The sequence below is a fragment of the Streptomyces sp. NBC_00989 genome, from assembly GCF_045162655.1.
Lineage (GTDB): Bacteria > Actinomycetota > Actinomycetes > Streptomycetales > Streptomycetaceae > Streptomyces.
Genome location: NZ_CP108728.1, coordinates 4139665 through 4159380, shown reverse-complemented (window position 1 = coordinate 4159380; position 19716 = coordinate 4139665). Strand labels below are relative to the sequence as shown.

Below are 19716 nucleotides of genomic sequence, written 5' to 3'. Positions count from 1 at the left end.
CTTTCTACGCGCGTAACTTGAGCCGACTCCCCACAGGCACCCGGTATCGGCAGCTACACGAAGTACGAGGAGACCGCCAGCGTGTCCAGACCTGAAGGGCGCAGACCCCGCGCCCGTCGCACCGCCCAAGCGATCGTCTCGGTGGGCGCGGCGGGAGCATTCGCCTTCACCGCCCTGCCCGCCGCGTCCGCAACTCCGTCCGCCTCGGCGGTCATTGCCGAGGTGTACGGCGGCGGGGGCAACTCGGGAGCGACACTGACCCGGGACTTCGTCGAACTCGGCAACGCCGGTTCGACGGCCTACGACCTGTCGGGCTACAGCGTCCAGTACCTGCCCGGTACGCCTTCCTCCGGCTCCACTTGGCAGGTCACCGCCCTCACCGGCGCGATCGCCCCCGGCGCCCGTTACCTGGTCGGCGAGGGCACCGGCAGCGGCGGCACCACCGCGCTGCCGACCACCGACGCCACCGGCTCGATCGCCATGAGCGCGACCTCCGGCACGATCGCCCTGGTCTCGGGCACCACCGCGCTGACCTGCAAGACCGCCGCGGACTGCGCGGCCGACACCCGCATCGTCGACCTCACGGGCTACGGCACCGCGGTCGTCCGCGAGGGCAGCGGCCCGGCCACCGGCGCCTCCAACACGGCCGCGGTCGCCCGCGCCGACTCCCTCGCCGACACCGACGACAACGCGGCGGACTTCACGAGCGGCACCCCGTCACCGGTCAACTCGGCCGGTCAGACGCCCGGTTCGGGCGACGGCGGCGGTGACGGCGGTGACGGCGGCTCGCCCACCGACCCCGGCACCGTCCGCGTCCACGACATCCAGGGCACGACCCGCCTCTCGCCGTACGCCGGCCAGACGGTCACCCGTGTCCCGGGCATCGTCACCGGCGTCCGCGGCAGCGGGTCCCTCGGTTACTGGATCCAGGACCCGACGCCGGACACCGACCCGCGCACCAGCGAGGCCGTGTTCGTCTACACCGGTTCCGCCAAGCCCACGGTGGCGGTGGGTGATTCGGTCCTGGTCACCGGCAAGGTCAGCGAGTACTACCCGAGCAGCACCAGCCAGTCGAACACCGAGATCACCGGCCCGACCACCACGGTCCTCTCCAGCGCCAACGCCCTGCCGGACGCCGTGACACTGGACGCCACCTCGGTCCCCGACGCCTACATCCCGACCGCGTCCGGCGGCAGCATCGAGTCCCTCGCGCTCCAACCGGCCGTCTACGCCCAGGACTTCTTCGAGTCCCTGGAGGGCATGCGGGTCACGTTCGCGGACGCGCGTGTGGTCGGCGCCTCGGACGCCTACGGCGAGCTGTGGGTCACGGTCAAGCCGGACGAGAACGCCACCGCCCGCGGCGGCACCCTGTACTCCTCCTACGACCAGCCCAACACCGGCCGTATCGAGGTCATGTCGCTCGACACGGCCTCAACCTTCCCCGCGGCCAACGTCGGTGACGAACTGTCAGGTACGACCACCGGTCCCCTCGACTACTCCACCTACGGCGGCTACAACGTCCAGGCCACCCAGCTCGGCACGCTCGTCGACAAGGGCCTGAAGCAGGAAGTGACCCGCCGTCAGAAGAAGGACGAGCTGGCGGTCGCCACGTACAACGTGGAGAACCTGGACGCGCTCGACACCCAGGAGAAGTTCGACCGGCTCGCCGAGGGCGTCGCGGTCAACCTCAACTCGCCCGACATCGTGGCCCTGGAGGAGATCCAGGACGACAACGGCGCGACGAACGATGGCACGGTGACGGCCGAGGGCACCCTGAAGCGCTTCACGGACGCGGTCCGCGCGGCCGGTGGCCCGGTGTACAAGTGGCGTTACATCTCGCCGACCAACAACCAGGACGGCGGCGAGCCCGGCGGCAACATCCGCCAGGTCTTTCTCTTCAACCCCAAGCGGGTCTCCTTCACCGACCACAAGGGCGGCGACGCGACCACGGCCACGATCGTGGTGAAGACCCGCAAGGGCGTCGAACTCACCTACTCCCCGGGCCGGATCGACCCGGCCAACGCCGCCTGGGAGGACAGCCGCAAGCCGCTGGTCGGCGAGTTCACCTTCCAGGGCGAGCAGGTCTTCGTGATCGCCAACCACTTCATCTCCAAGGGCGGCGACCAGCCGATCCACGGCCGCTACCAGCCCCCGGCCCGCAGCTCGGAGACCCAGCGCGCGGCCCAGGCGGCGGAGGTCAACACCTTCGTCAAGTCCCTGCTGGCGGCGGACAGGAACGCCAAGGCGGTCGTCCTCGGCGACCTGAACGACTACGAGTTCTCCCAGACGGTGACCACCCTGACGGCCGACAAGGTCCTCAAGCCCCTGATCACCACCCTCCCCGCCGCCGAGCGCTACACCTACGTCTACGACGGCAACTCCCAGACCCTGGACCACATCCTGACCAGCCCCGCGGTGACGTCGTTCAACTACGACGTCGTGCACATCAACGCGGAGTTCGCGGACCAGGCGAGCGACCACGACCCGCAGATCGTACGGATCGACGTGTCGAAGTGCCGTAGGCACTAGCGCTGTTGGAGGGTGATGGGGCGGGAGAGCGCGAGCCGTCCCGCCCCATCACCATGACCAGCCCGACCCCCACCACCAGCCCCAACGCGGGCACCACCGGGAACCGCCCGTCGTAGGCGAACCCGTGCCCGGAGAACCAGATCAGCGCACTCACACTCGCCGCCAGCCCGCCCCACAACGCCCAAGGCCGACGCGGGAGATCACCGGGCCGCGTCCGCTCGTAGACCACGCGGAGCGCCCGCTCCAACGGCCGCAGCGCCGCTACGACCCCCACCAGCACGACCCCGAGCACGGCCAGCCAGGGCACCCTCAGCGCCCACCAACTCCCGGACCCGTAGGCCGGTTCGGGGGCGAGCCCGGTGAGATAGAAGGCGGCGGCGACGATCAGCACCGGCAGCATGTGCCACAGGTAGAGCGTCATGCTGGCGCCGCCCAACGGCCGTACCAGTCCCCAGAGTTGCCCGCGTTCCAGCAGCCGCCGCAGCACGGGCGCGAGCAGCAGCGCCAGCCCGACCTGGCCGACCGCCCAGGCCAGCATGGCGGCGGACGGGGGATTGGTGTTGCTGGGGCTCTGCCCGGTCACCAGGATCAGGCTCACCGGGAACGGCCCGAACGTGATCAGCGCGGCGAAGACGGCCGCACCGCCCGCGGCCATGAGGGCGGGGAGCGCGGACCGTTCGGTGAGCAGCATGTCCCGCCAGCAGAAGCCCAGTTGGTAGGCGACGCCCCACACGAGCACGTAGTTGAGCAGCCCGACGAAGGGCGCGTGCACGGTGACGACGAGTGCGTCGGCGACGAGCGCCACCGCGCCCATGACCACCGGCACACGCAGCCCCCATCGCCGATGTGCCGCGTGCAGAACGGGAGTTGCCGCGCTGAGCAGCAGATACACCGGCAGGAACCAGAACTGCATGGCCATCGCCCACCCGACGAGCGCGAGGATGCCGGGGTCCACCCCGACCGCCGAGCAGATCGCGACGGCGAGCAGCACCAGCCCGCTGTACACCCCGGCCGGCAGCAGCAGCCGTAGCGCCCGCTGCCCCACCCAACCGGTCGCCGTACGGCCCTCGTTGCGGGCCCGCGCCCAGGAGCCACCGGCCGCGTGGCCGCCGGCCAGGAAGAACAGCGGCATGATCTGGAACCCCAGAGTCAGCCACTGGGTCCAGGGCACGGTGACGAGCAACTCCGGTGCGCTGATGGCCCCGTCGGGGTCGCGCACCAACCCGGTGATCAGCCAGTGCCCGAACACCACCAGCACGATCGCCCACGCCCGCAAGAAGTCGACGTAGCGATCTCGGCCACCGCTGCGCCCGCTGCCCCCGCTCAAGCTCCCCATGGGACGTCATGGTGCCGCCGGTGGAAGGCAGTTGTGGGGGAGCGGCGCCGTCCCGCAACCAATCCGTGCCCGTCACGACACCCGCGACAGCCGCCCACGTCTCTTGACCCGCCCTTGCCTTGACTCGCCCCTGTCGGCACTGCTTCCCTGGGCCCACACGGCGCATTGGTCTGAACCAATATCGATCAGGGATTGAATCGATTCACCCCCCATCTCCCCCCCATGGAGGTAGCGCATGCGTACCCGATCGAGATCCCGCTCTCTCTCCCGCCCTCGCCCCCGCTCCCGCCCTCGCCCCCGCTCCCGCCCCCGTTCCCGCTCCCGTTCCCTTCTCTCCGCCGCCCTGCTGACCGGAGCCCTCGCGGCGGCCGGCCTCACCTCGGCGGCGGCACCCGCGTCGGCGGCCTCCGCCCCGAACCCCTGGCCCGCCCATGTCTTCGCGCCGTTCGCGGACACGTGGTCGGGAAACGTTTCCCTCACCGACGTGGCCAACAACTACGGCACCAAGTTCTTCACCATCGCGTTCGTCGACGGCCCCGGCTGCAACTGGCAGATCGGCGAACAGGCCTCACTCCAGGCGCAGATGGACGCCCTGCGCGCCCAAGGCGGCGACGTCTCCGTCTCGTTCGGCGGCTACGGCGCCGACACCGCGCTCACCGAGATCGGCGACTCCTGTTCCAGCCCGGAGGCGGCGGCAGCGCAGATCGAGAACGTCATCACCACGTTCAACCTCTCGCACGTCGACTTCGACATCGAATCGGCGTCCCTCACCAACTCGTCCGGCATCGACCGCCGCGACAAGGCCCTTGCCCAGGTGCGCACTTGGGCCGCCAACAACGGCCGTGCCCTCTCCGTCTCGTTCACGCTCCCGGCCCTCCCCAGCGGCCTCTCGGGCGACGGCGTGAACGTCCTCGACAACGCCCGCTCCAACGGCTTCACCCCGGACATCGTCAACCTGATGACCATGGACTACGGCTCCTCGGGCACCGACATGGGCAACGCCGCCAACACGGCCGTGGACGCCGCGGCGAACCAGGTCGCGAGCGCGTTCGGCATCTCCACGTCCGCTGCGTACGCCAAGCTCGGCAACACCCCGATGATCGGCCAGAACGACAGCGCCGGCGAGATCTTCACCCTGGACAACGCCCGCAGCGTCGAGGCCTTCGACGCCTCGCGAGGGATCGCGCTGGTCTCGTACTGGTCGCAGAACCGCGACAACGGCGGCTGCCCCGGCCAGACTTCGGCCTCCGGCACGTGCACCGGCGTCAGCCAGAACACCGGTGACTTCGCACGGATCTTCCAGCCGTTCACCTCCGGCAGCAGCGGCGGTGGCGGGGGAACCGGCTCAACTGTGCAGGCCCTGCCCGGGACTTGGGCCCAGTGCGCGAGCGAGAACGCCACCTGCGCCGTCAGCGGGACGACGGCCGTGGCCTACGGCGCGAGCGGCAGGTTCAACTACGCGACGGAGACCGCCTCCACGCCCTGCGCCAACGCGGTCTTCGGCGACCCGATCTCCGGCACCACCAAGTCCTGCTACGGCCAGAGCGCCCCACCCGCGACCAACATCTGGACCTCCTGCGCCACCGAGGGCGGCACCTGCGCCTTCTCCGGCGTGATGACGGTCGCCTACGGCGCCGGCACCTCCTTCACCTACGCGACCCTGCCCGGCGGTACGGCGTGCACCAACGCGGTGTTCGGCGACCCGGCCTCGGGCACCGCCAAGTCCTGCTACCTGATCGGCGCACCGCCGTCCTTCGCCACGTGGACCAACTGCGCCGCGGAAGACGGCACTTGCACCTTCTCCGGCACCCACGAGGTGGCGTACGGCGCGGCCGGACGGTACGTGTACCGGTCGGTCACCGGGTCCACCGGGTGCGGCAACGCGGTCTTCGGCGATCCGGTGTCGGGCACGGCGAAGTCCTGTTACGTGCAGTAGCCGCACGTCTGATGCCCATGCCCATGCCCATGCCCATGCCGCTTCCGCTCGGTCGGCCGGTGGATTGAACGTTTCAATCCACCGGCCGCCGGGTTCCGCACGTACCGCACGTTCCGCCAGATCCTCACATGGGAGGCCGGACGATGTTCAGATCGAAGCTCAGATGGAAGTTCGGATCGAAGGACACCCGCACCACCGGACGCGGGCCGCGGTCGAGACGCCTTGTCTGGCTGGCGACCCTGGCCCCGATGGTCGCCCTGCTCTACGGCGCCACGACCACCCAGCCCGCGACGGCTGCCGCCCCCGGAGCCCCCTCCGGCTGGTCCACCGTCTTCACCGACGACTTCAACGGCCCGGCGGGATCGGCCCCTTCGTCGGCCAACTGGAAGTTCGACACCGGCCCGGGTTCCAGCTTCGGAACCGGCGAGATCGAGACGATGACCGACTCGACGGCCAACACCCACCTCGACGGCAACGCCAACCTGGACATCACCGCGCTGGGCTCCGGCAGTTCGTGGACCTCGGGCAGGATCCAGACCCCGACCGCGAACGTGGGCGCACCGGCCGGCGGCAAGCTGGAGGTCACCGCGTCCATCCAACAGCCCAGCCCGACAAGCGGGTTGGGCTACTGGCCCGCCTTCTGGATGCTGGGCCCCGGCCAGTGGCCGGAGAACGGCGAGATCGACGTCATGGAGGACGTCAACGCCCTCTCCGACGTGGCCGGCACCATCCACTGCGGCACCTCCCCGGGTGGCCCCTGCAACGAGGGCACCGGAATCAGCAGCGGCCTGCGCGCCTGCTCCGGCTGCCAGAGCGGCTTCCACGCCTACGCGATGATCCTCGACCGCACCAACACATCGGCGGAGACGATCACGTTCTACCTGGACGGCAGCGCCTACTACTCGGTCACCGAGGCCCAAGTAGGCACGGCCACCTGGCAGGCAGCCTTCGACCACAACCAGTCGATCATCCTGGACCTGGCGATGGGCGGCACGTTCCCCGACGCGACCTGCGGCTGCACGACTCCGACGGCCTCGACATCGTCAGGGGGCACACTGAGCGTCGACTACGTGGCGGCGTACACCACAACGGGAAACACCACAGGCTCCACCACTCAAGCCCTGCCCGGCACTTGGCCCCAGTGCGCGAGCGAGAACGGCACCTGCGCGCTCAACGGCACATCGGCGGTGGCCTTCGGCGCGAACGGCCGCTTCAACTACACGACAGCCACCGGCTCAACTCCCTGCACCACGGCCGTATTCGGCGACCCGGCATCCGGAGTGGTGAAGTCCTGCTACGCGGAGGCGGCACCCCCCGCGACAGACATCTGGTCGCAGTGCGCGTCCGAGAACAGCACCTGCTCGTTCTCCGGCGTGATGACGGTCGCGTACGGCGCCGCCGGTTCGTACCGCTACGCCACGCTGCCGGCCGGCACCCCGTGCACCAACGCGGTCTTCGGCGACCCGATCTCGGGCACGGCGAAGAGTTGCTACGTCGTATCGCCACCCCCGACGTTCGCGACCTGGACGACATGCGCGGCGGAGAACGGCGCCTGCTCCTTCTCCGGCACGCACGAGGTGGCGTACGGGGCGGGCGGCCAGTACTTCTACGGCAGTTTCACGGGCGGCACCCCGTGCGCCAACACCGTCTTCGGTGACCCGGCATCAGGAACGGCGAAGAACTGTTACTACCAGTAACAATGCGCAGGTGGGAGGCCCGCCGTTACCCACTTTCGGGTGACGCTCCCGACGGGCCTGGGGTGGCGCACCCTGGCGATCGCGGAGGTCGGTCCAGTACCCACAAGGCCCGTCCGCTCGCCAAGGCGTCAACCTGGTGCATCACGCACATAAATGGACGGTACAGCCGACAGTCACGGAAATACGACCGACTCGTAACACGATTCACGTATCGCTCATATCCCGTCCGTCCGGTGGAGAAGGTGTGGGTGTGCGGCCAACAGGCCGCCACCCGCACACCGCACAGCCCGGGGTCCGGCCGTAGCCGTATCCAGGGAAGTGCCCGCACCATGCTGGGGGAACCCGTGACCTCTTCACCTTCCGTGTCCGTCCGTCGTCTGGCCGCAGCCGCTCTGGCCGCCGGCGCTCTCGTCGGCGCGGCGGCACTGCCGGCGACCGCGGCCGACCACGCGGCCCGGCCGAGCGTGGAGATCACCCGCGTACAAGCCGACTCTCCGGGTCCGGACGACCGCTCCGCCCGTTCCCTGAACAACGAGTGGGTGGAGATCACCAACCACGACCGCCGCAGCGTCAACCTCGACGGCTGGAAGCTGTCGGGCAAGGACGGCAAGACCTACACCTTCCGCCACTACCGCCTCGACGGCCACGCCACCGTCCGCGTCCACACCGGAAAGGGCCGCGACAACGCCCACGACGTCTACCAGGACCGCCGCGACTACGCCTGGGACAACCGCTCCGACACCGCCACCCTCCGCAACGACCACCGCCGCCTCGTGGACGACAAGTCCTGGGGCCGCCAGGGCGGCGGCCACGGCGGCGGCGGCCACAACGGAGGCGGCGGTCACAACGGCGGCGGTCACGGTGGCGGTGGGGGCCACCACTGATCACCTGCACTACGACGTCATGACGCCATGACCCCGTGACGCCATGAGGTGACATGAGACCTGCGGCGCGCTTCCCCATCCAGGGGCGGCGCGCCGCTCGCGTCTGCGCCGACCAACGACGAACACGGCCGATGACCGCCGAACGCGGTCAGCTCGGCTCGGCAAATCGCGACCGACCATCACCAAGTCGGCCCAACGGCCCAAGAGTTGCCGCCTCGCACCCCCACCCTCACCCCGGCCGCTGCTCCACCGCCCGCACCGGGGCCACGCGTGGGCAACCTCGTCCCGACCACACGGCAGGGACGGGGACGTTCAACCGACGGCGAAGAAACCGGTACGCACAGCACTGGGCGACATCTGGCTCAAGTGCCAGGTCTGCCAAGGAGACTTGTTCCGCGACCGGGGCACCCTCCTCAACAGCGCCGGCACGGAATTCATGAAACTGGCCTGGGCCGACGAGAACGCCACCCGGCCTGATCTGCTGGCGCTGCGGCTACGTCCACCTGTTCGTGAACAAGGCCATCAAGCTGTATCGGGCGGACAAGCAGCGAAGCCTTCAGAACCAAGTGGACTGGCCGGCCGGCTTGTTGGGGTCGGCGACCCGGGCAACAGGTCGGCAGGTCGACAGGCCGGGGCGGACAGAATCTTCGGACTGCGAGAAGCCCAGGGCTTAGCCGTACGGCTCTGGATGCTGCTCTACGACGGCTAACCACACGAGTCGCAAACGCCCGTCGAGGGGAGCTGGACGAAGCAACTGCCACAGATCCGCGGAGGCTTTTCGACGCGCTCGCGCCGGCGCTCGACGGCTGCCTGATGTCTGGGAGCGAGCGCGGGCACGCCACCGTCGGGTGGCAGGGTCGCCCCGAAGTGCCGATAACAAGCGAGTCGGGCATCGGCGGCATGCTGCTCACGCTCCAACACGTCCTCCACCGGCGGTTCTCCAGCGACTTCGAGCACTTCCTTGTAGCCGTTGCCCACCATGCCGTCGTCGCTGTGAACCACCAGCGCGGTCAGTGGCGGATCGCCACGACGATGCGCTTCACGGACCACTTTGCCGAGTGTGGAGCCGATCCAGTGATGCAAGCGAACTCTGGTACGGAATCCCGTCCCGCTCTGGATCTCCTCAGCCAACTCCTTGTAAGTGATGACGGCGTGATAGCTGCGCGCCACACCCACGAGGACGGAGTACGCCTCCGCGGCCCAGGCTTCGCGAACCTCCTGCGTCGTCGGCAAAGAGCCATCGGCCTCACGCTCAGACTCGCTGTCCTTCATCTCCGCCTCGCCATGGACTCGTCGAATGATGCCCTGTCACATCTTCGTCTGAAGGGAGATCGAGGCGCCCTCGATCACACCGGCTGTCGTCACTATGAACCGGTCGAGGCACAGCACGTGCGGATCCGCGCGACCAGGCGCAGGGATACGCAGAACCCCGGCTGACCTGCCAGGAGACTTTTCGAGATCAACATGCCGTTGCAGTGCGGTCACTGAAGATCGGCGGCCTTCATCGACACCCGCCTGCACGTACGCGAAGACCCCGTCTTCAGCTGAAGCGCTGATGGCGGGGTCTTTAGGCACCTCATAACAGGTGCCCCCGGCAGGATTCGAACCTGCGCACACGGCTCCGGAGCACAATCAGCGTTCGGCTTGCGAATCGGCCCTGACCAGCAGGTTCCTTGATCCTCGGAAGCGTGTGGTGCCCTCCTGTATCGCAGATAGTGCGAAGTCGGAAGTCGCCTCCGGCTCCTGCGCCCGTTGAGAGGTCGGCTTCGTCGGCAGGCTGTAACACCCCGGGGTGTTACAGCCTCTCTGTAACCGGACAGCCCGGACAGCGAGACTTTGAGGTGTCCGGGCTGTTTGTGCAGGTGAGGGACTTAACCGGACAGCCGGACAGCCCGGACACCTCCGGAGTGATTGTGCCGATCGAGCCTCTCACTATGTCTGACCTGCGCGGGAGTCAATCCGATGTGCCATGGGGACACACACTGTGTTGGTGGGAGCTATGTCGCACTAGCCGCCTGGGTCGCCGGGTCGGCCGATCGCCAAGTGTGTGGTCAGAGTTGCAGTCGCTGCTGTCAGCGCCGATGCCGTCTTGCCGCCGCATTAGGAGTTCGCCCACCGCTCGGTCTAGCCGCAGTGCTAGCGCAGGCCGTACGCCAACGCCCGCTGCAAGCCCAGCCAAGTGCATGCTTTCCAATTGGGTTGAGGGTCGTTGGGCTGCGCTCAGGGGGGGGGCGGCTGGTCGGTGTGCAGGAGTGGGCTTTTGGTCTCGTTTGAACCTCTGCGAACGGCGGTGAATGACACGGTGGCAACCGGCCGGGCGCTTGTGCCTGCCCAGTTGGGGTGAGGCGGTCGGTTCACTGCGCGTCGTCAGTTGGAGATAACAAAATGTGGAAACACTCGCCACGGTGGCCATCTAGCGACAACCCACGTCACGTCCATACCGGTAAAATATGTGAATGATATTCCTGCCGATGCTTCGCGTGGTAGTGAGGCTTGACCTAATCGAAGGCCAGGGGGATACTCGCAGGGCTTATTGACAATTCCTTGTGGCTCGGGTCGCGATGTTGATGAGTGTAAGCCCTGGAGGAACTATGCCCTGGACGGAAAATGTAAGGCTTATCGACGACCATGGCGAGCGGCCCAAAAAGAGCAAATCGCAACCTGCCCTCGATGGCTCTACATCTTGGGGGCTGGTAATGGTTCACCTGGGTGATAAATCGAGCCGCATCTGGTGGTCGTCTATTCGGGAATCGGGGGAGTGGAACTCTGACCGTGAGGTTCTGACCTTGCGTGCCGAACAGGCGCCTACTATGGCGCGCGGTCTAATGGTATTTCCCGATTCTGGCTCGGGGAGGATATTCAGGGCTTCTGTCGAACCCGGCTGGGTGTTCAATGAGGATGATCCTGAGCCAAAGAATGCACAAGGCTGGAGCCTGGCTGCACATATTTGGCCCGCGATGGCATTTTCTGATGGGATGTTTCATATATTCTACCGGAATAAGCGTCGGGATATTGTCCACACGTTACTTCGCAAAGACCAGTTGGAGTCCCAGGAGATTCCAGGAAATTCCGAACATGGTCTATTTGCAAGTAAGGCGCGCCCGGCGATCGCCATCATGGAAAATACATTGCATCTGGTGCACCTGGGGAGGAAATCCAATCAGATTTGGCACAGTAAAGGAGAAATCTCCATTGTAGATAAAGGGGAATTGTCGATAGAGTGGTCTGAAAAAAGAGTTGGCGGCCAAAAAAGTAAGGCATCTCCGGCTCTTGCGGTTTTTAATGGGCGACTGCATATGGTCCATATTGGCGACTCATCTACGAGATTGTGGCATGCCATCTACGTTCCAGAGTTGGACAGCTGGACACAGGAACAAATATCAGGCCAGAGGAGCAAGACGACACCAGGACTAGCTTCCTACGCAGGTCGGTTGCACATGGTTCACCTCGGGGAAAAGTCAAACCAGCTGTGGTGGTCTCGATGGCGTGACAGGTAATCTCGAAAGGACTCTGTAGCGCTGGTTGGGCCTGTGCTCGGTGAGGAGCGAGCCGCCTTGGTGGGGTGAGGGAAGTTCTGCGGCGATGAGAGCAGGCGCTTGCCGTCCAAACTGGGGAAACGGTGGGCAGTGTCCGCGGGCGTTCGTCCGTGCACGCGCCAGTTGTCACGCTCTACGTGACCCACTCACGGGCAGGTCAGATCGAAAGTCGCCTCCGGCTCCTACGCCCAACGAGAGGTCGGCTTCGCCGACAGGCTGCAACACCTAGGGGGCAGCCGTCTATTGCCGTACACCCCGGACACCCACACCGTGAGCGGTCCGGGCTGTTTGTACAGGTGACAGCCTCAACCGGACAGTCGGACAGCTGGGACACTCGGAGGATGGGCAGTCAGTGATGGTGTGCGTTCGTCCCGTCGTCGGTGCTGCCTGCAGGCGTAACCTTGGGCACCGTAGTGCGCTCTGCGCTCGCGTTCCACGAGAAGGGGCTAAATGGGCCGGCCAGCGACAGCCTCGAAATGGGGTTGTAGACGCCCTCAAACAGCGGATTGAGTCGGGAGCGCTGCCTGCGGAGCGGCCCCTTTCTTCAGAAGTGGCCCTCGCCGAGGAGTGCGACGTGGCTCCGGAGAGAACGCGCATGGCTTGGGTGAAAGTGTCTCTGACCTGCGTAGTAGCCCGCCCGGGCTCTTATGGAGTCGTGGCTCACGCACTACTCACGCGCTCGACTGGCTGGGGTGGGATCGCCTGAGCTATCAGGGGCAGGTGCCAGCCTGACTCTCTCGTTCCTGTGTCCTTACTGGAGAAGCGCGAGAGGTGCCCTAAAGCGATGTGGCGGAGCCCAGGCGCATGCCATGATTTGGTAATGCGCATCATGCTCCTCGATTGTCTCTTTAGTGTAGAAAATGCACAAAATGTCGCATTTGAGTCATCTGAGTCATGTTTCGACTATGACCTTGTGATTTGGGACATTTCGCAAACATTTATGAGGTTTAGCCCGGGGCAGCGGCCTTACCTCTCGATCGGTGAGGCGTCGGTGCTTGTGACGGCGCGTAATCGACGTAAGGCGGAGTTCGAGGAGCTGGCCAAGCTTGGCCGTAGCTTGATTGTTTTCCCCGCGATGAATGATGCTATTCGGATCGACACAGGGCAAAAGTCGCCTGGGAATCCGATGGCGGGTACGCGGAAAACGATTATTGAGTTGCGCGATGCCCTTCCGTTCGCTCTGGGATTGGATCCAGGTAAGGGGTCGAAGCTGCAGCCGCACGGTCGTCACGCGCCCTCGCTTTGGCGAGAGGCTGAGGGGTGGCTCGTCTATCGAGGAGTGCTGCGGAAATACCCCGGTGATCCGATGTTCTATATCAAGGGTACGGACAAGGTTGTTGGATCGGCCCAGGAGAATCCTGGTGGGGGCTGGCATTTTGTTCTTCCGGAGCCTTGGTGCGTGAGTGTTGACGAAGATGGCTATAGGCTTCCTGTCGCAGTGACCGAGAACTGGATTGATGCGCCCCAGAAGCTCATCAACTGGGTGACGGGTGTAATTGCTCCAAAGTCGGAACAAAAACCCGACTGGGCTGATGAGTATTCCTTTCCGGAAGCGGCCGACCGTAGTTCTCGTCTTGCCGAACTAGAGGCGAACCTAGGGCGCATCCTCGGTAAAATTGACGATGTCAAGGCTGAGCAAGCAGAAGATGATCTGTGGAAGGTTCTTGTCTATGGTCAAGGGAGTTCCTTGGAGGGGCAGGTCAGGCGAGCCTTTGAGCTGTTCGGGTTCGACATCATGGACGCGGTAGAAGGTCGCGCCGACCTTCGAGTCTCTTACGGTGGGAAAGTGGCAGTAGTCGAGGTTAAAGGCCTCGCCAAGAGTGCCGCCGAGAAGAATGCTTCGCAGTTGGAGAAGTGGGTTTCTGAGGAGATTTCTGCTGGAGAGGGCCAGCCGAAGCCTATTTTGGTGGCGAATACTTGGCGAGAGAGGAAGCCTGATGAAAGGGGGGAGGTCGACTTCCCTGATCAAATGCTGAAATATGTTAGGGATAGGAATCATTGCCTCGTGTCCGGAGTGCAACTGCTGGCGATGGTTAGAGCGGCTCTCCGGGACCCCGCGGCGAAATCGGATATTGCATCTGGGCTGATGTCGACCGTAGGCGTTATCGATGGATGGGCGATCGATGGGGTTCTCGTTCGGGATTAAGAGGAAGGCACCTTCGGTGCCTGCGACCTCTCAAGGGGCGGCTACGCCGAGGCTGTAACCCCCGGGGGTTACAGCCTCGGTAACCGGACAGCCCGGACACCTGCAATATGAGCTGTCCGGGGTGTTTGCGCAGGTGAGGTCCCCAACCGGACAGCCGGACAGGTTGGACACTCCATCTCTTCGGGTGGGCGTGGGAAGCTGGAACGCGACAGTGTCCGAAGGAGGAATGCGTGCCGAGCCCCAACCCACGCGGGACGTATCAGGTGATCTCTCAGGCGTTGCGCGAGCGGATCGCCGCCGGGTCCTACCCGGATGGGTTGCCGTCCGAGGCCGACATCGGGCGCGAGTTCGGGGTGGCGCGTACGACGGTTCGGCGTGCCTTGCGTAGCCTCGAAGAGTCGGGGGATGTCAAGACTGTCGCGGGCGTTGGCCGCAAGGTTGCTGGGGACGCTGGGACCGCGCCGTACGAACAGATCATGGCGGACTTGTTGAAGCAGATCCGGAAGGGCAAGTTGCCTGCCGGTACGCGTCTTCCGAGCGAAGCGGCCCTCGTTGAGAAGTACGGGGTGTCTCGCGGCACCGTTCGCCGCGCCGTGCGTGAGCTGGAGACTGCCGGCCATGTCGAAGCGCGACACGGAGTTGGTCGGTTCGTCAGCTCTTCTTCCTGAACTCCCAATTGCCACGGAGGCTGGAAAATGCAATTGGCCAAGTGGGCCCATGACCTTGCTAAGTCGCTGTTGGCTGAACCCCTGCCGCAGAGGTGGGCCCACTCCCAGCGGGTCTACTTCCAGGCACTGACTCTGGCACCGACTCTGGGTGAAGACGCCGAACTGTTGGCCGCCGCTGCCATCGCGCACGACATCGGGTATGCCGAAGCTGCCGTTGACACCGGACAGCACATGATTGACGGGGCCCGGTACCTGCGCGATGTCGTTGGGGCCGACCCGCGGTTGTGCAGCATCGTGGCCTTCCATACGTCCTCTTCGTGGGAGGCGTCCGAACTTGGGTTGGCTGATGCGCTTGGCGAGTTTGAACTCACTGACCCCGAGTTGGTAGATGCCATCACTTACTGCGACCTGACCAGTAGTCCGGTCGGGGATCTGGTGGACCCTGATGAACGGCTCTCCGAAGTCCTGGAGCGATACGGCCCGGAACATGTCGTCTTCCGGGCAGTATCCGCAGCCCGGCCCGAACTCATGGCGAGGGTGGCCCGGGTGCGGCGGCGTCATGCTGAGTCGATGGTGGCGAAGCTCAACTGATCACGGGGACCTTGGCGTTACGGAATCCCTCGTCAAGGCGTCGCCGCGTGGTTGGCGAGATGTTGAGAGAGTCCAGCTCAGTTTTGGAAATCCAGCGCACAGCGAAAGATTCCGAGCTGACCTTGATCTTGCCGCCGATTGGCTGGGCCCGGAAACAGAGTGAGAACTCCTGACGCACTTCCCCGTCCGCGAAGGCGATGACGTGTCCAGGGTCGGTGAAAATCCCAACCAAGCCGACCACTTCGACGTGAATACCCGTCTCTTCCAGAACTTCCCGAACGACCGTACCGGCGATGTCCTCCCCGACTTCCTGAACACCTCCCGGCATGCCCCAGCGGCCATTGTCCGAACGCTGCTCCATGAGTACTGCGCCCTCGTTGTTCACGACGAACGCGGTCACGGCAGGCACGATGCTGTTGGCCTTCGGTGCGGCGGGATCGTTGAAGTAGTCGGTGCGGCTGCTCATGAGGACCCTTCTATGGGGGCGGCTTCTGACCACACTTTCTCGAAGCTCTGTTGGTATGTCGAGACCAGTTCGGCTCCGGCGACACGGCGGAGGTGGAGCACCGGGGCCATGGGGGCGCTCACGCCGTACACCTGTGTGTTGACCAGCCACTCGTCATCGGAGCGGTAGAGGGAGTTGTGGAGAGTCGACCTGTGCATCCGGAACTCGATGCCCGGGACTGAGTACAGCGGGCGGTAGAGCTTCATGACCTCGCGCACCTTGTACGCGACGCCTTCGCCGATCTCCTCTTCTTCCCCGCGCCGCTGGATCTCTGGACTCTGGGGATCGCCTAGCAGAATCCGGGCCCGCACACCGGACGACGTTTTCTGTCGCAGTAGTTGTGGCCATCGCGGGTTCTCCGCCAGGAAGACGCCGGCGTGAACGAGCACGCCGATCTCTCGCGTTGCCCGGCCGAAGAGCTGCAACCAGAGTTCCGGCGGAACGTAGGAGCGGTGCGGGTAGACCTTCAAGACCTCAGCGTCGGACGCGTCCTGCCGTTGGCCGTCGGGAAGTCCGTTTGGCCAGAGGTACGTCTCGTCTTCGTGTAGGAACGCGGCGATGGTGAGGCGGTGGCGACGGTACGGGGCGCGATCCTGTGTGATCCAGCGCTCGACGGTCTTGGGGTCCACTCCCACGTGGGTCGCCATGACGTCGACCGTGATGCCGTGCGTCAGCATCGCCGACCGTAGGCGTTCGTTCGCCATTCCAACTCCTGGGGACGTCCAGGGACGTGCATGACTTCCTGAACGCTAGCGAGGACGTCCCAAGTCGTCCAGCGGCGTGGTGACTTCGTCCCGCCTTGGAGCGGCAACCTGATGTCACGTCGCAGGGCGACCCGAAAACAGCGAAGGACTTGACAGCCGTAACCGGGCGCGCCACTGTGAGAGACATGTTCAAGCATGTATCGCATGTTTGGGCGGGGCGGCTCCGGCTGTCCAACCCGGCGGTGGGACTCCCCAGCAAGGTCGCCCGCCGCCGCGGTTCTCTCTGTTCCTTCGACTCAGGAGAGCACTTTGCGTGCGTATATCGATCGCCAACAGGCCATCTCTGCCGAGGACTTCACGGAACTCGCGCTCGGTACCCCGGTTGAGCTGTGGCTCGGGGTCAACGGCGAGTCGGACGAAGAGCGCGCGGCCCGTGAGGACGCGGCGCGCGACATCCTCGCCGACAACCCGAACTTCCCTGACGACCTGGTCCGCATCGCCGCGCAGGTCATCGAGGACAACCCGGACCTGTTCGACGTCGTCCCCCTGGTCCGCCCCGCTCGCTGTCGCACGGCACGCAAGGGGGTCGCGGCATGACCACCATGAACCCTGCCCCCGAGGCGCTGTCCGACCACACCGGCAAGCCGCGGCCGTTCCTGAACATGCCGCTGACCTACAGGCAGGCCCGGTTGGGTATGGCCTTTCACGAGGCTGGGCACGCCGTGTTGTCCATGACGTACGGCATGCACGTCATTACGTCCGAGGTCATCGCTTGGGAGCCGGAGCCTGGCCAGTGGGCCGTGACCGGCAACACCGCGCACCAGACGCAGGACACCCCGCCGTGGCACTACGCCGCGCAGTGTGCGGCCGGTGAACTTGCCCACGTCGCCTACCTGATGGCCTACGGCCTGTGGACGCCGGAGCGCGCTGCTGCGTGTGCTGCCGCTCATGACCGTGAGCTGGCCATCGATGTCCTGCGCCAGTTCGGCTATCGCCTCGGTCGCACGTGCGTTCCGGAGGGTGGCAAGTCCTGGGGGATGGTGCAGGGCATGGCCCGCCGCAAGGTCGGTCACCTGTGGCGCGAGATCCGCACCGTGGCGCACGTCATGGACGAACGGACCGTGCTGACCGGCGACGAGATCGCCGCGCAGACCGGTCTGGCCAACCCTTCCTTCGACGGGGGTGCGGCATGAGCGCTCTGCTGACGACGTTTTCGGCGGCGGGCCCGCTGGCCTGCGGATGGGGCGTCCACGGACTCCTGATGGGCCGTCGTCTGATGGCGGCCCGCCGCGACGCTCTGTCGGGTCTGTGGACTCGTGCCGCGTTCGAGCGGGGGGCCCTGCGGATTCTGGGCCGTCAGATGCACACGGCCGTGGTCATGGTCGACCTGGACGGCTTCAAGGCCCTCAACGACACGGCCGGCCACGCCGCGGGGGACGCGGCGATCCGCAACACCGCCGCGAGCCTGAACGACGCCGTGGCCGCCTACCCCGGCGCGGTCGTAGGACGGCTCGGGGGAGACGAGTTCATCGCGGCCATCCCGCTGCCTCGTGCGCACGCCCTGTCGTTGCTGCTGGACGCGCTGCACGACGCGATCACCGCCCCGTTCCGTTTCGAGGGCACCGACCTGTCGGTCGGTGTCTCTATCGGTGCCTCGCTCACCAGCGACCTCCTCCCCGACGCCCCTCAAGGGGGTCCGGTGGCGTTGTCGCTGCTGATGCGGCTCGCGGATGAGGCCATGTACACGGCCAAACGCGCCGGCGGCGGCTGGTACGACCCTGCCGCCGCCACGCCCGACTGCACCACGACCGCAGGCCGCCGCACCGGACGGCCCGGCACCCACACCCCGGACCGCGAGGAGGCGGCATGAGGACCAAGAACGCCAAGACCGTCCTGCCCGCCGTCGCCATGACGGCCGTGTCCATGGTCCTCACGCTCGCCGTCGTCACGATGTGGCTCGGCAGCGCGATGCCGTGGCCCGTCGCCCTGATCGTCGGACTCGGCATCGACGGCGGCTGGCTGGCAACCCTCGCCTACGAACGGCGCCTGGCCGCGCAGGGCGACCACTCCCGCACGGTGACCGGGGTCGGCTGGTGCTTCGGTGCCATCGCGGCCGGCGTCCTTATCGCCCACGCGCTCACCGCAGAGGCGTCCTCCGGGGCGTGGCTGGCGGTGGCGTGGCTGCCGATCGCAGCGAAGGCCCTATGGCTGGTCCACGGGATGTGGGAGCGGACCGCGCTCACCCCGACCGCGCTGGACGCGATCCGGGGTATTCAGCAGGAAGCGCGCGACGAAGCCGCCGTGGCCCGCGCCCGCCTGCGGGCCGAAGCCGCCACGGAGGCAACCCGGTTGACGGCCGTGACGGCTGCCGGGGCGAGCGTCGCACGGGTGCAGGCCAGGACCGCTCAGAGTCTGTCGCGCGCTTGGTCGACGCTGGAGACCGCACGGCAGGGCGAGGACACCGGCAGGGCCCTGACCAGCGTGACGCGACCCGTCACACCCGGCGTCACGCCTACCTGGGAACTCCCCGTCTGGGGACGCTCCGAGCCCGTACCCGCTCTCGGGTGGGCATCTCCCGCCCTTACGGACGCGGACCTTGACGGCCTGGTCGACGAGATCCGCACCAGCGAGACGCCCGCCCTGTCGTACCGCGAGATGGCGATCCGCTTCCGCGCGGCCGGCCACTCCGCATCCGAGGTCCGCCTCCGGGCCGCCTGGAAGCGGGTGGCCTGATGGCCGGGTCGTTCGGCAAGTGCTTCGACCCGAACGGCGCCCGCTTCGGCGTCCCCACCTACCCGTGGCGGTACGCCCCCGACGGCCTCGCGACCCGCCGTCAGCTCCGTGCCCGGGGCTTACGGCCGGGTGGCCAGCCGATCGCGGCGCAGGTCTTACGGCCGCGCTACCGGCGCGGCCCGCTGGTCGCCTATCTCTACCGCGTCGACCGCGCCAAGCCGGTACGGCCCATGACGCCGGCCAAGCGCGCCGCGCTCGCCAAGGCGATGTGCGCACGCCGCACCTGCCCGCAGTGCCGGCAGGACGCCGGATACGTCATCCCCAGCTCGCTCGGAACCTGCGTGACCTGCGCCTATCCCGAAGAACAGCGCGCGGCCTGAAACACCCCAAATCCCGGGTCCGGCCGCCCGACCTTCCACAGCAAGCCGGCCGGACCCTTCGACTCCCGAAG

At 66.3% G+C, this 19716-nt stretch carries 18 protein-coding genes; 14 read left to right on the top strand and 4 right to left on the bottom strand.

The window, feature by feature from the left end:
• Positions 1-141 precede the first annotated feature (141 nt).
• Positions 142-2529 carry an endonuclease/exonuclease/phosphatase family protein gene (locus tag OG714_RS17820; RefSeq protein WP_406131859.1) on the top strand — a complete coding sequence of 796 codons (2388 nt, stop codon included), beginning with the start codon at positions 142-144 and terminating at the stop codon, positions 2527-2529.
• On the opposite strand, the gene OG714_RS17815 is transcribed toward OG714_RS17820, so the two are convergent.
• Positions 2447-3865, bottom strand: coding sequence for an acyltransferase (locus OG714_RS17815; protein WP_406122117.1), 1419 nt, complete (start codon positions 3863-3865; stop codon positions 2447-2449). The genes OG714_RS17820 and OG714_RS17815 overlap by 83 nt on opposite strands.
• A 235-nt stretch (positions 3866-4100) precedes the next feature.
• Here OG714_RS17815 and OG714_RS17810 point away from each other — a divergent pair, with 235 nt between their 5' ends.
• The 4 genes from OG714_RS17810 (at position 4101) to OG714_RS17795 (ending at position 9091) form a co-directional block, all read left to right on the top strand.
• On the top strand, positions 4101-5801 hold the full coding sequence (locus OG714_RS17810; protein WP_406122116.1) for a chitinase: 1701 nt from the start codon (positions 4101-4103) through the stop codon (positions 5799-5801).
• A gap of 143 nt (positions 5802-5944) precedes the next feature.
• Positions 5945-7498: a glycoside hydrolase family 16 protein gene (locus tag OG714_RS17805; RefSeq protein WP_406122114.1), complete on the top strand. Its 1554-nt coding sequence runs from the start codon at positions 5945-5947 to the stop codon at positions 7496-7498.
• A 329-nt stretch (positions 7499-7827) separates the two neighbouring features.
• Complete coding sequence (locus OG714_RS17800) at positions 7828-8382, top strand: lamin tail domain-containing protein (protein WP_406122112.1); 555 nt, start codon at positions 7828-7830, stop codon at positions 8380-8382.
• A 388-nt stretch (positions 8383-8770) separates the two neighbouring features.
• A complete protein-coding gene (locus OG714_RS17795) occupies positions 8771-9091 on the top strand; it encodes a hypothetical protein (RefSeq protein WP_406122110.1) in 321 nt (106 codons plus the stop codon).
• On the opposite strand, the gene OG714_RS17790 is transcribed toward OG714_RS17795, so the two are convergent.
• The gene (locus tag OG714_RS17790; protein WP_406122109.1) at positions 9088-9654 is read right to left on the bottom strand and encodes a hypothetical protein; all 567 of its coding nucleotides are present in this window, start codon (positions 9652-9654) and stop codon (positions 9088-9090) included. The genes OG714_RS17795 and OG714_RS17790 overlap by 4 nt on opposite strands.
• Before the next feature lie 1319 nt (positions 9655-10973).
• On the opposite strand from OG714_RS17790, the gene OG714_RS17785 reads away from it, so the two are divergent.
• The 4 genes from OG714_RS17785 (at position 10974) to OG714_RS17770 (ending at position 15323) form a co-directional block, all read left to right on the top strand.
• Positions 10974-11879 carry a hypothetical protein gene (locus OG714_RS17785; protein WP_406122107.1) on the top strand — a complete coding sequence of 302 codons (906 nt, stop codon included), beginning with the start codon at positions 10974-10976 and terminating at the stop codon, positions 11877-11879.
• 859 nt (positions 11880-12738) lie between these two features.
• The gene (locus tag OG714_RS17780) at positions 12739-14064 is read left to right on the top strand and encodes a hypothetical protein (protein WP_406122105.1); all 1326 of its coding nucleotides are present in this window, start codon (positions 12739-12741) and stop codon (positions 14062-14064) included.
• A 230-nt stretch (positions 14065-14294) separates the two neighbouring features.
• Positions 14295-14732, top strand: a complete 438-nt coding sequence (locus OG714_RS17775; protein WP_406122104.1) for a GntR family transcriptional regulator — start codon at positions 14295-14297, stop codon at positions 14730-14732.
• Positions 14733-14759: 27 nt separating this feature from the next.
• Positions 14760-15323, top strand: a complete 564-nt coding sequence (locus OG714_RS17770; RefSeq protein ID WP_406122102.1) for an HD domain-containing protein — start codon at positions 14760-14762, stop codon at positions 15321-15323.
• Here the strand turns inward: OG714_RS17770 and OG714_RS17765 are convergent.
• Both OG714_RS17765 and OG714_RS17760 read right to left on the bottom strand, forming a co-directional pair.
• The gene (locus OG714_RS17765) at positions 15316-15789 is read right to left on the bottom strand and encodes an NUDIX domain-containing protein (RefSeq protein ID WP_406122100.1); all 474 of its coding nucleotides are present in this window, start codon (positions 15787-15789) and stop codon (positions 15316-15318) included. The genes OG714_RS17770 and OG714_RS17765 overlap by 8 nt on opposite strands.
• Positions 15786-16532 (bottom strand): helix-turn-helix domain-containing protein, encoded by a 747-nt coding sequence (locus OG714_RS17760; protein ID WP_406122098.1) that lies wholly within the window; start codon positions 16530-16532, stop codon positions 15786-15788. Before OG714_RS17760 ends, OG714_RS17765 begins: the two co-directional genes overlap by 4 nt.
• Before the next feature lie 309 nt (positions 16533-16841).
• Between OG714_RS17760 and OG714_RS17755 the strand changes: the two genes are divergently transcribed.
• From OG714_RS17755 to OG714_RS17735, 5 genes are read left to right on the top strand one after another with little or no spacing between them, the layout of a single operon-like run.
• Positions 16842-17129 carry a hypothetical protein gene (locus OG714_RS17755; protein WP_406122096.1) on the top strand — a complete coding sequence of 96 codons (288 nt, stop codon included), beginning with the start codon at positions 16842-16844 and terminating at the stop codon, positions 17127-17129.
• Positions 17126-17725 carry a hypothetical protein gene (locus tag OG714_RS17750; RefSeq protein WP_406122095.1) on the top strand — a complete coding sequence of 200 codons (600 nt, stop codon included), beginning with the start codon at positions 17126-17128 and terminating at the stop codon, positions 17723-17725. Before OG714_RS17755 ends, OG714_RS17750 begins: the two co-directional genes overlap by 4 nt.
• Positions 17722-18402 carry a GGDEF domain-containing protein gene (locus OG714_RS17745; RefSeq protein WP_406122093.1) on the top strand — a complete coding sequence of 227 codons (681 nt, stop codon included), beginning with the start codon at positions 17722-17724 and terminating at the stop codon, positions 18400-18402. The genes OG714_RS17750 and OG714_RS17745 overlap by 4 nt, the downstream gene beginning before the upstream one ends.
• Positions 18399-19265, top strand: coding sequence for a protein spdB (locus tag OG714_RS17740; protein ID WP_406122091.1), 867 nt, complete (start codon positions 18399-18401; stop codon positions 19263-19265). The genes OG714_RS17745 and OG714_RS17740 overlap by 4 nt, the downstream gene beginning before the upstream one ends.
• On the top strand, positions 19265-19645 hold the full coding sequence (locus OG714_RS17735) for an RRQRL motif-containing zinc-binding protein (protein ID WP_406122089.1): 381 nt from the start codon (positions 19265-19267) through the stop codon (positions 19643-19645). Before OG714_RS17740 ends, OG714_RS17735 begins: the two co-directional genes overlap by 1 nt.
• Positions 19646-19716 lie beyond the last annotated feature (71 nt).

Excerpts from the sequence above, each read along its gene's own strand:
- OG714_RS17750 (WP_406122095.1), top strand. The coding sequence starts at position 17,126 with ATGACCACCATGAACCCTGCCCCCGAGGCGCTGTCCGACCACACCGGC.
- OG714_RS17740 (WP_406122091.1), top strand. The coding sequence starts at position 18,399 with ATGAGGACCAAGAACGCCAAGACCGTCCTGCCCGCCGTCGCCATGACG.
- OG714_RS17770 (WP_406122102.1), top strand. The coding sequence starts at position 14,760 with ATGCAATTGGCCAAGTGGGCCCATGACCTTGCTAAGTCGCTGTTGGCT.
- OG714_RS17760 (WP_406122098.1), bottom strand. The coding sequence starts at position 16,532 with ATGGCGAACGAACGCCTACGGTCGGCGATGCTGACGCACGGCATCACG.
- OG714_RS17785 (WP_406122107.1), top strand. The coding sequence starts at position 10,974 with ATGCCCTGGACGGAAAATGTAAGGCTTATCGACGACCATGGCGAGCGG.
- OG714_RS17805 (WP_406122114.1), top strand. The coding sequence starts at position 5,945 with ATGTTCAGATCGAAGCTCAGATGGAAGTTCGGATCGAAGGACACCCGC.
- OG714_RS17815 (WP_406122117.1), bottom strand. The coding sequence starts at position 3,865 with ATGGGGAGCTTGAGCGGGGGCAGCGGGCGCAGCGGTGGCCGAGATCGC.
- OG714_RS17790 (WP_406122109.1), bottom strand. The coding sequence starts at position 9,654 with ATGAAGGACAGCGAGTCTGAGCGTGAGGCCGATGGCTCTTTGCCGACG.
- OG714_RS17780 (WP_406122105.1), top strand. The coding sequence starts at position 12,739 with ATGCGCATCATGCTCCTCGATTGTCTCTTTAGTGTAGAAAATGCACAA.
- OG714_RS17745 (WP_406122093.1), top strand. The coding sequence starts at position 17,722 with ATGAGCGCTCTGCTGACGACGTTTTCGGCGGCGGGCCCGCTGGCCTGC.
- OG714_RS17800 (WP_406122112.1), top strand. The coding sequence starts at position 7,828 with ATGCTGGGGGAACCCGTGACCTCTTCACCTTCCGTGTCCGTCCGTCGT.
- OG714_RS17735 (WP_406122089.1), top strand. The coding sequence starts at position 19,265 with ATGGCCGGGTCGTTCGGCAAGTGCTTCGACCCGAACGGCGCCCGCTTC.
- OG714_RS17765 (WP_406122100.1), bottom strand. The coding sequence starts at position 15,789 with ATGAGCAGCCGCACCGACTACTTCAACGATCCCGCCGCACCGAAGGCC.
- OG714_RS17810 (WP_406122116.1), top strand. The coding sequence starts at position 4,101 with ATGCGTACCCGATCGAGATCCCGCTCTCTCTCCCGCCCTCGCCCCCGC.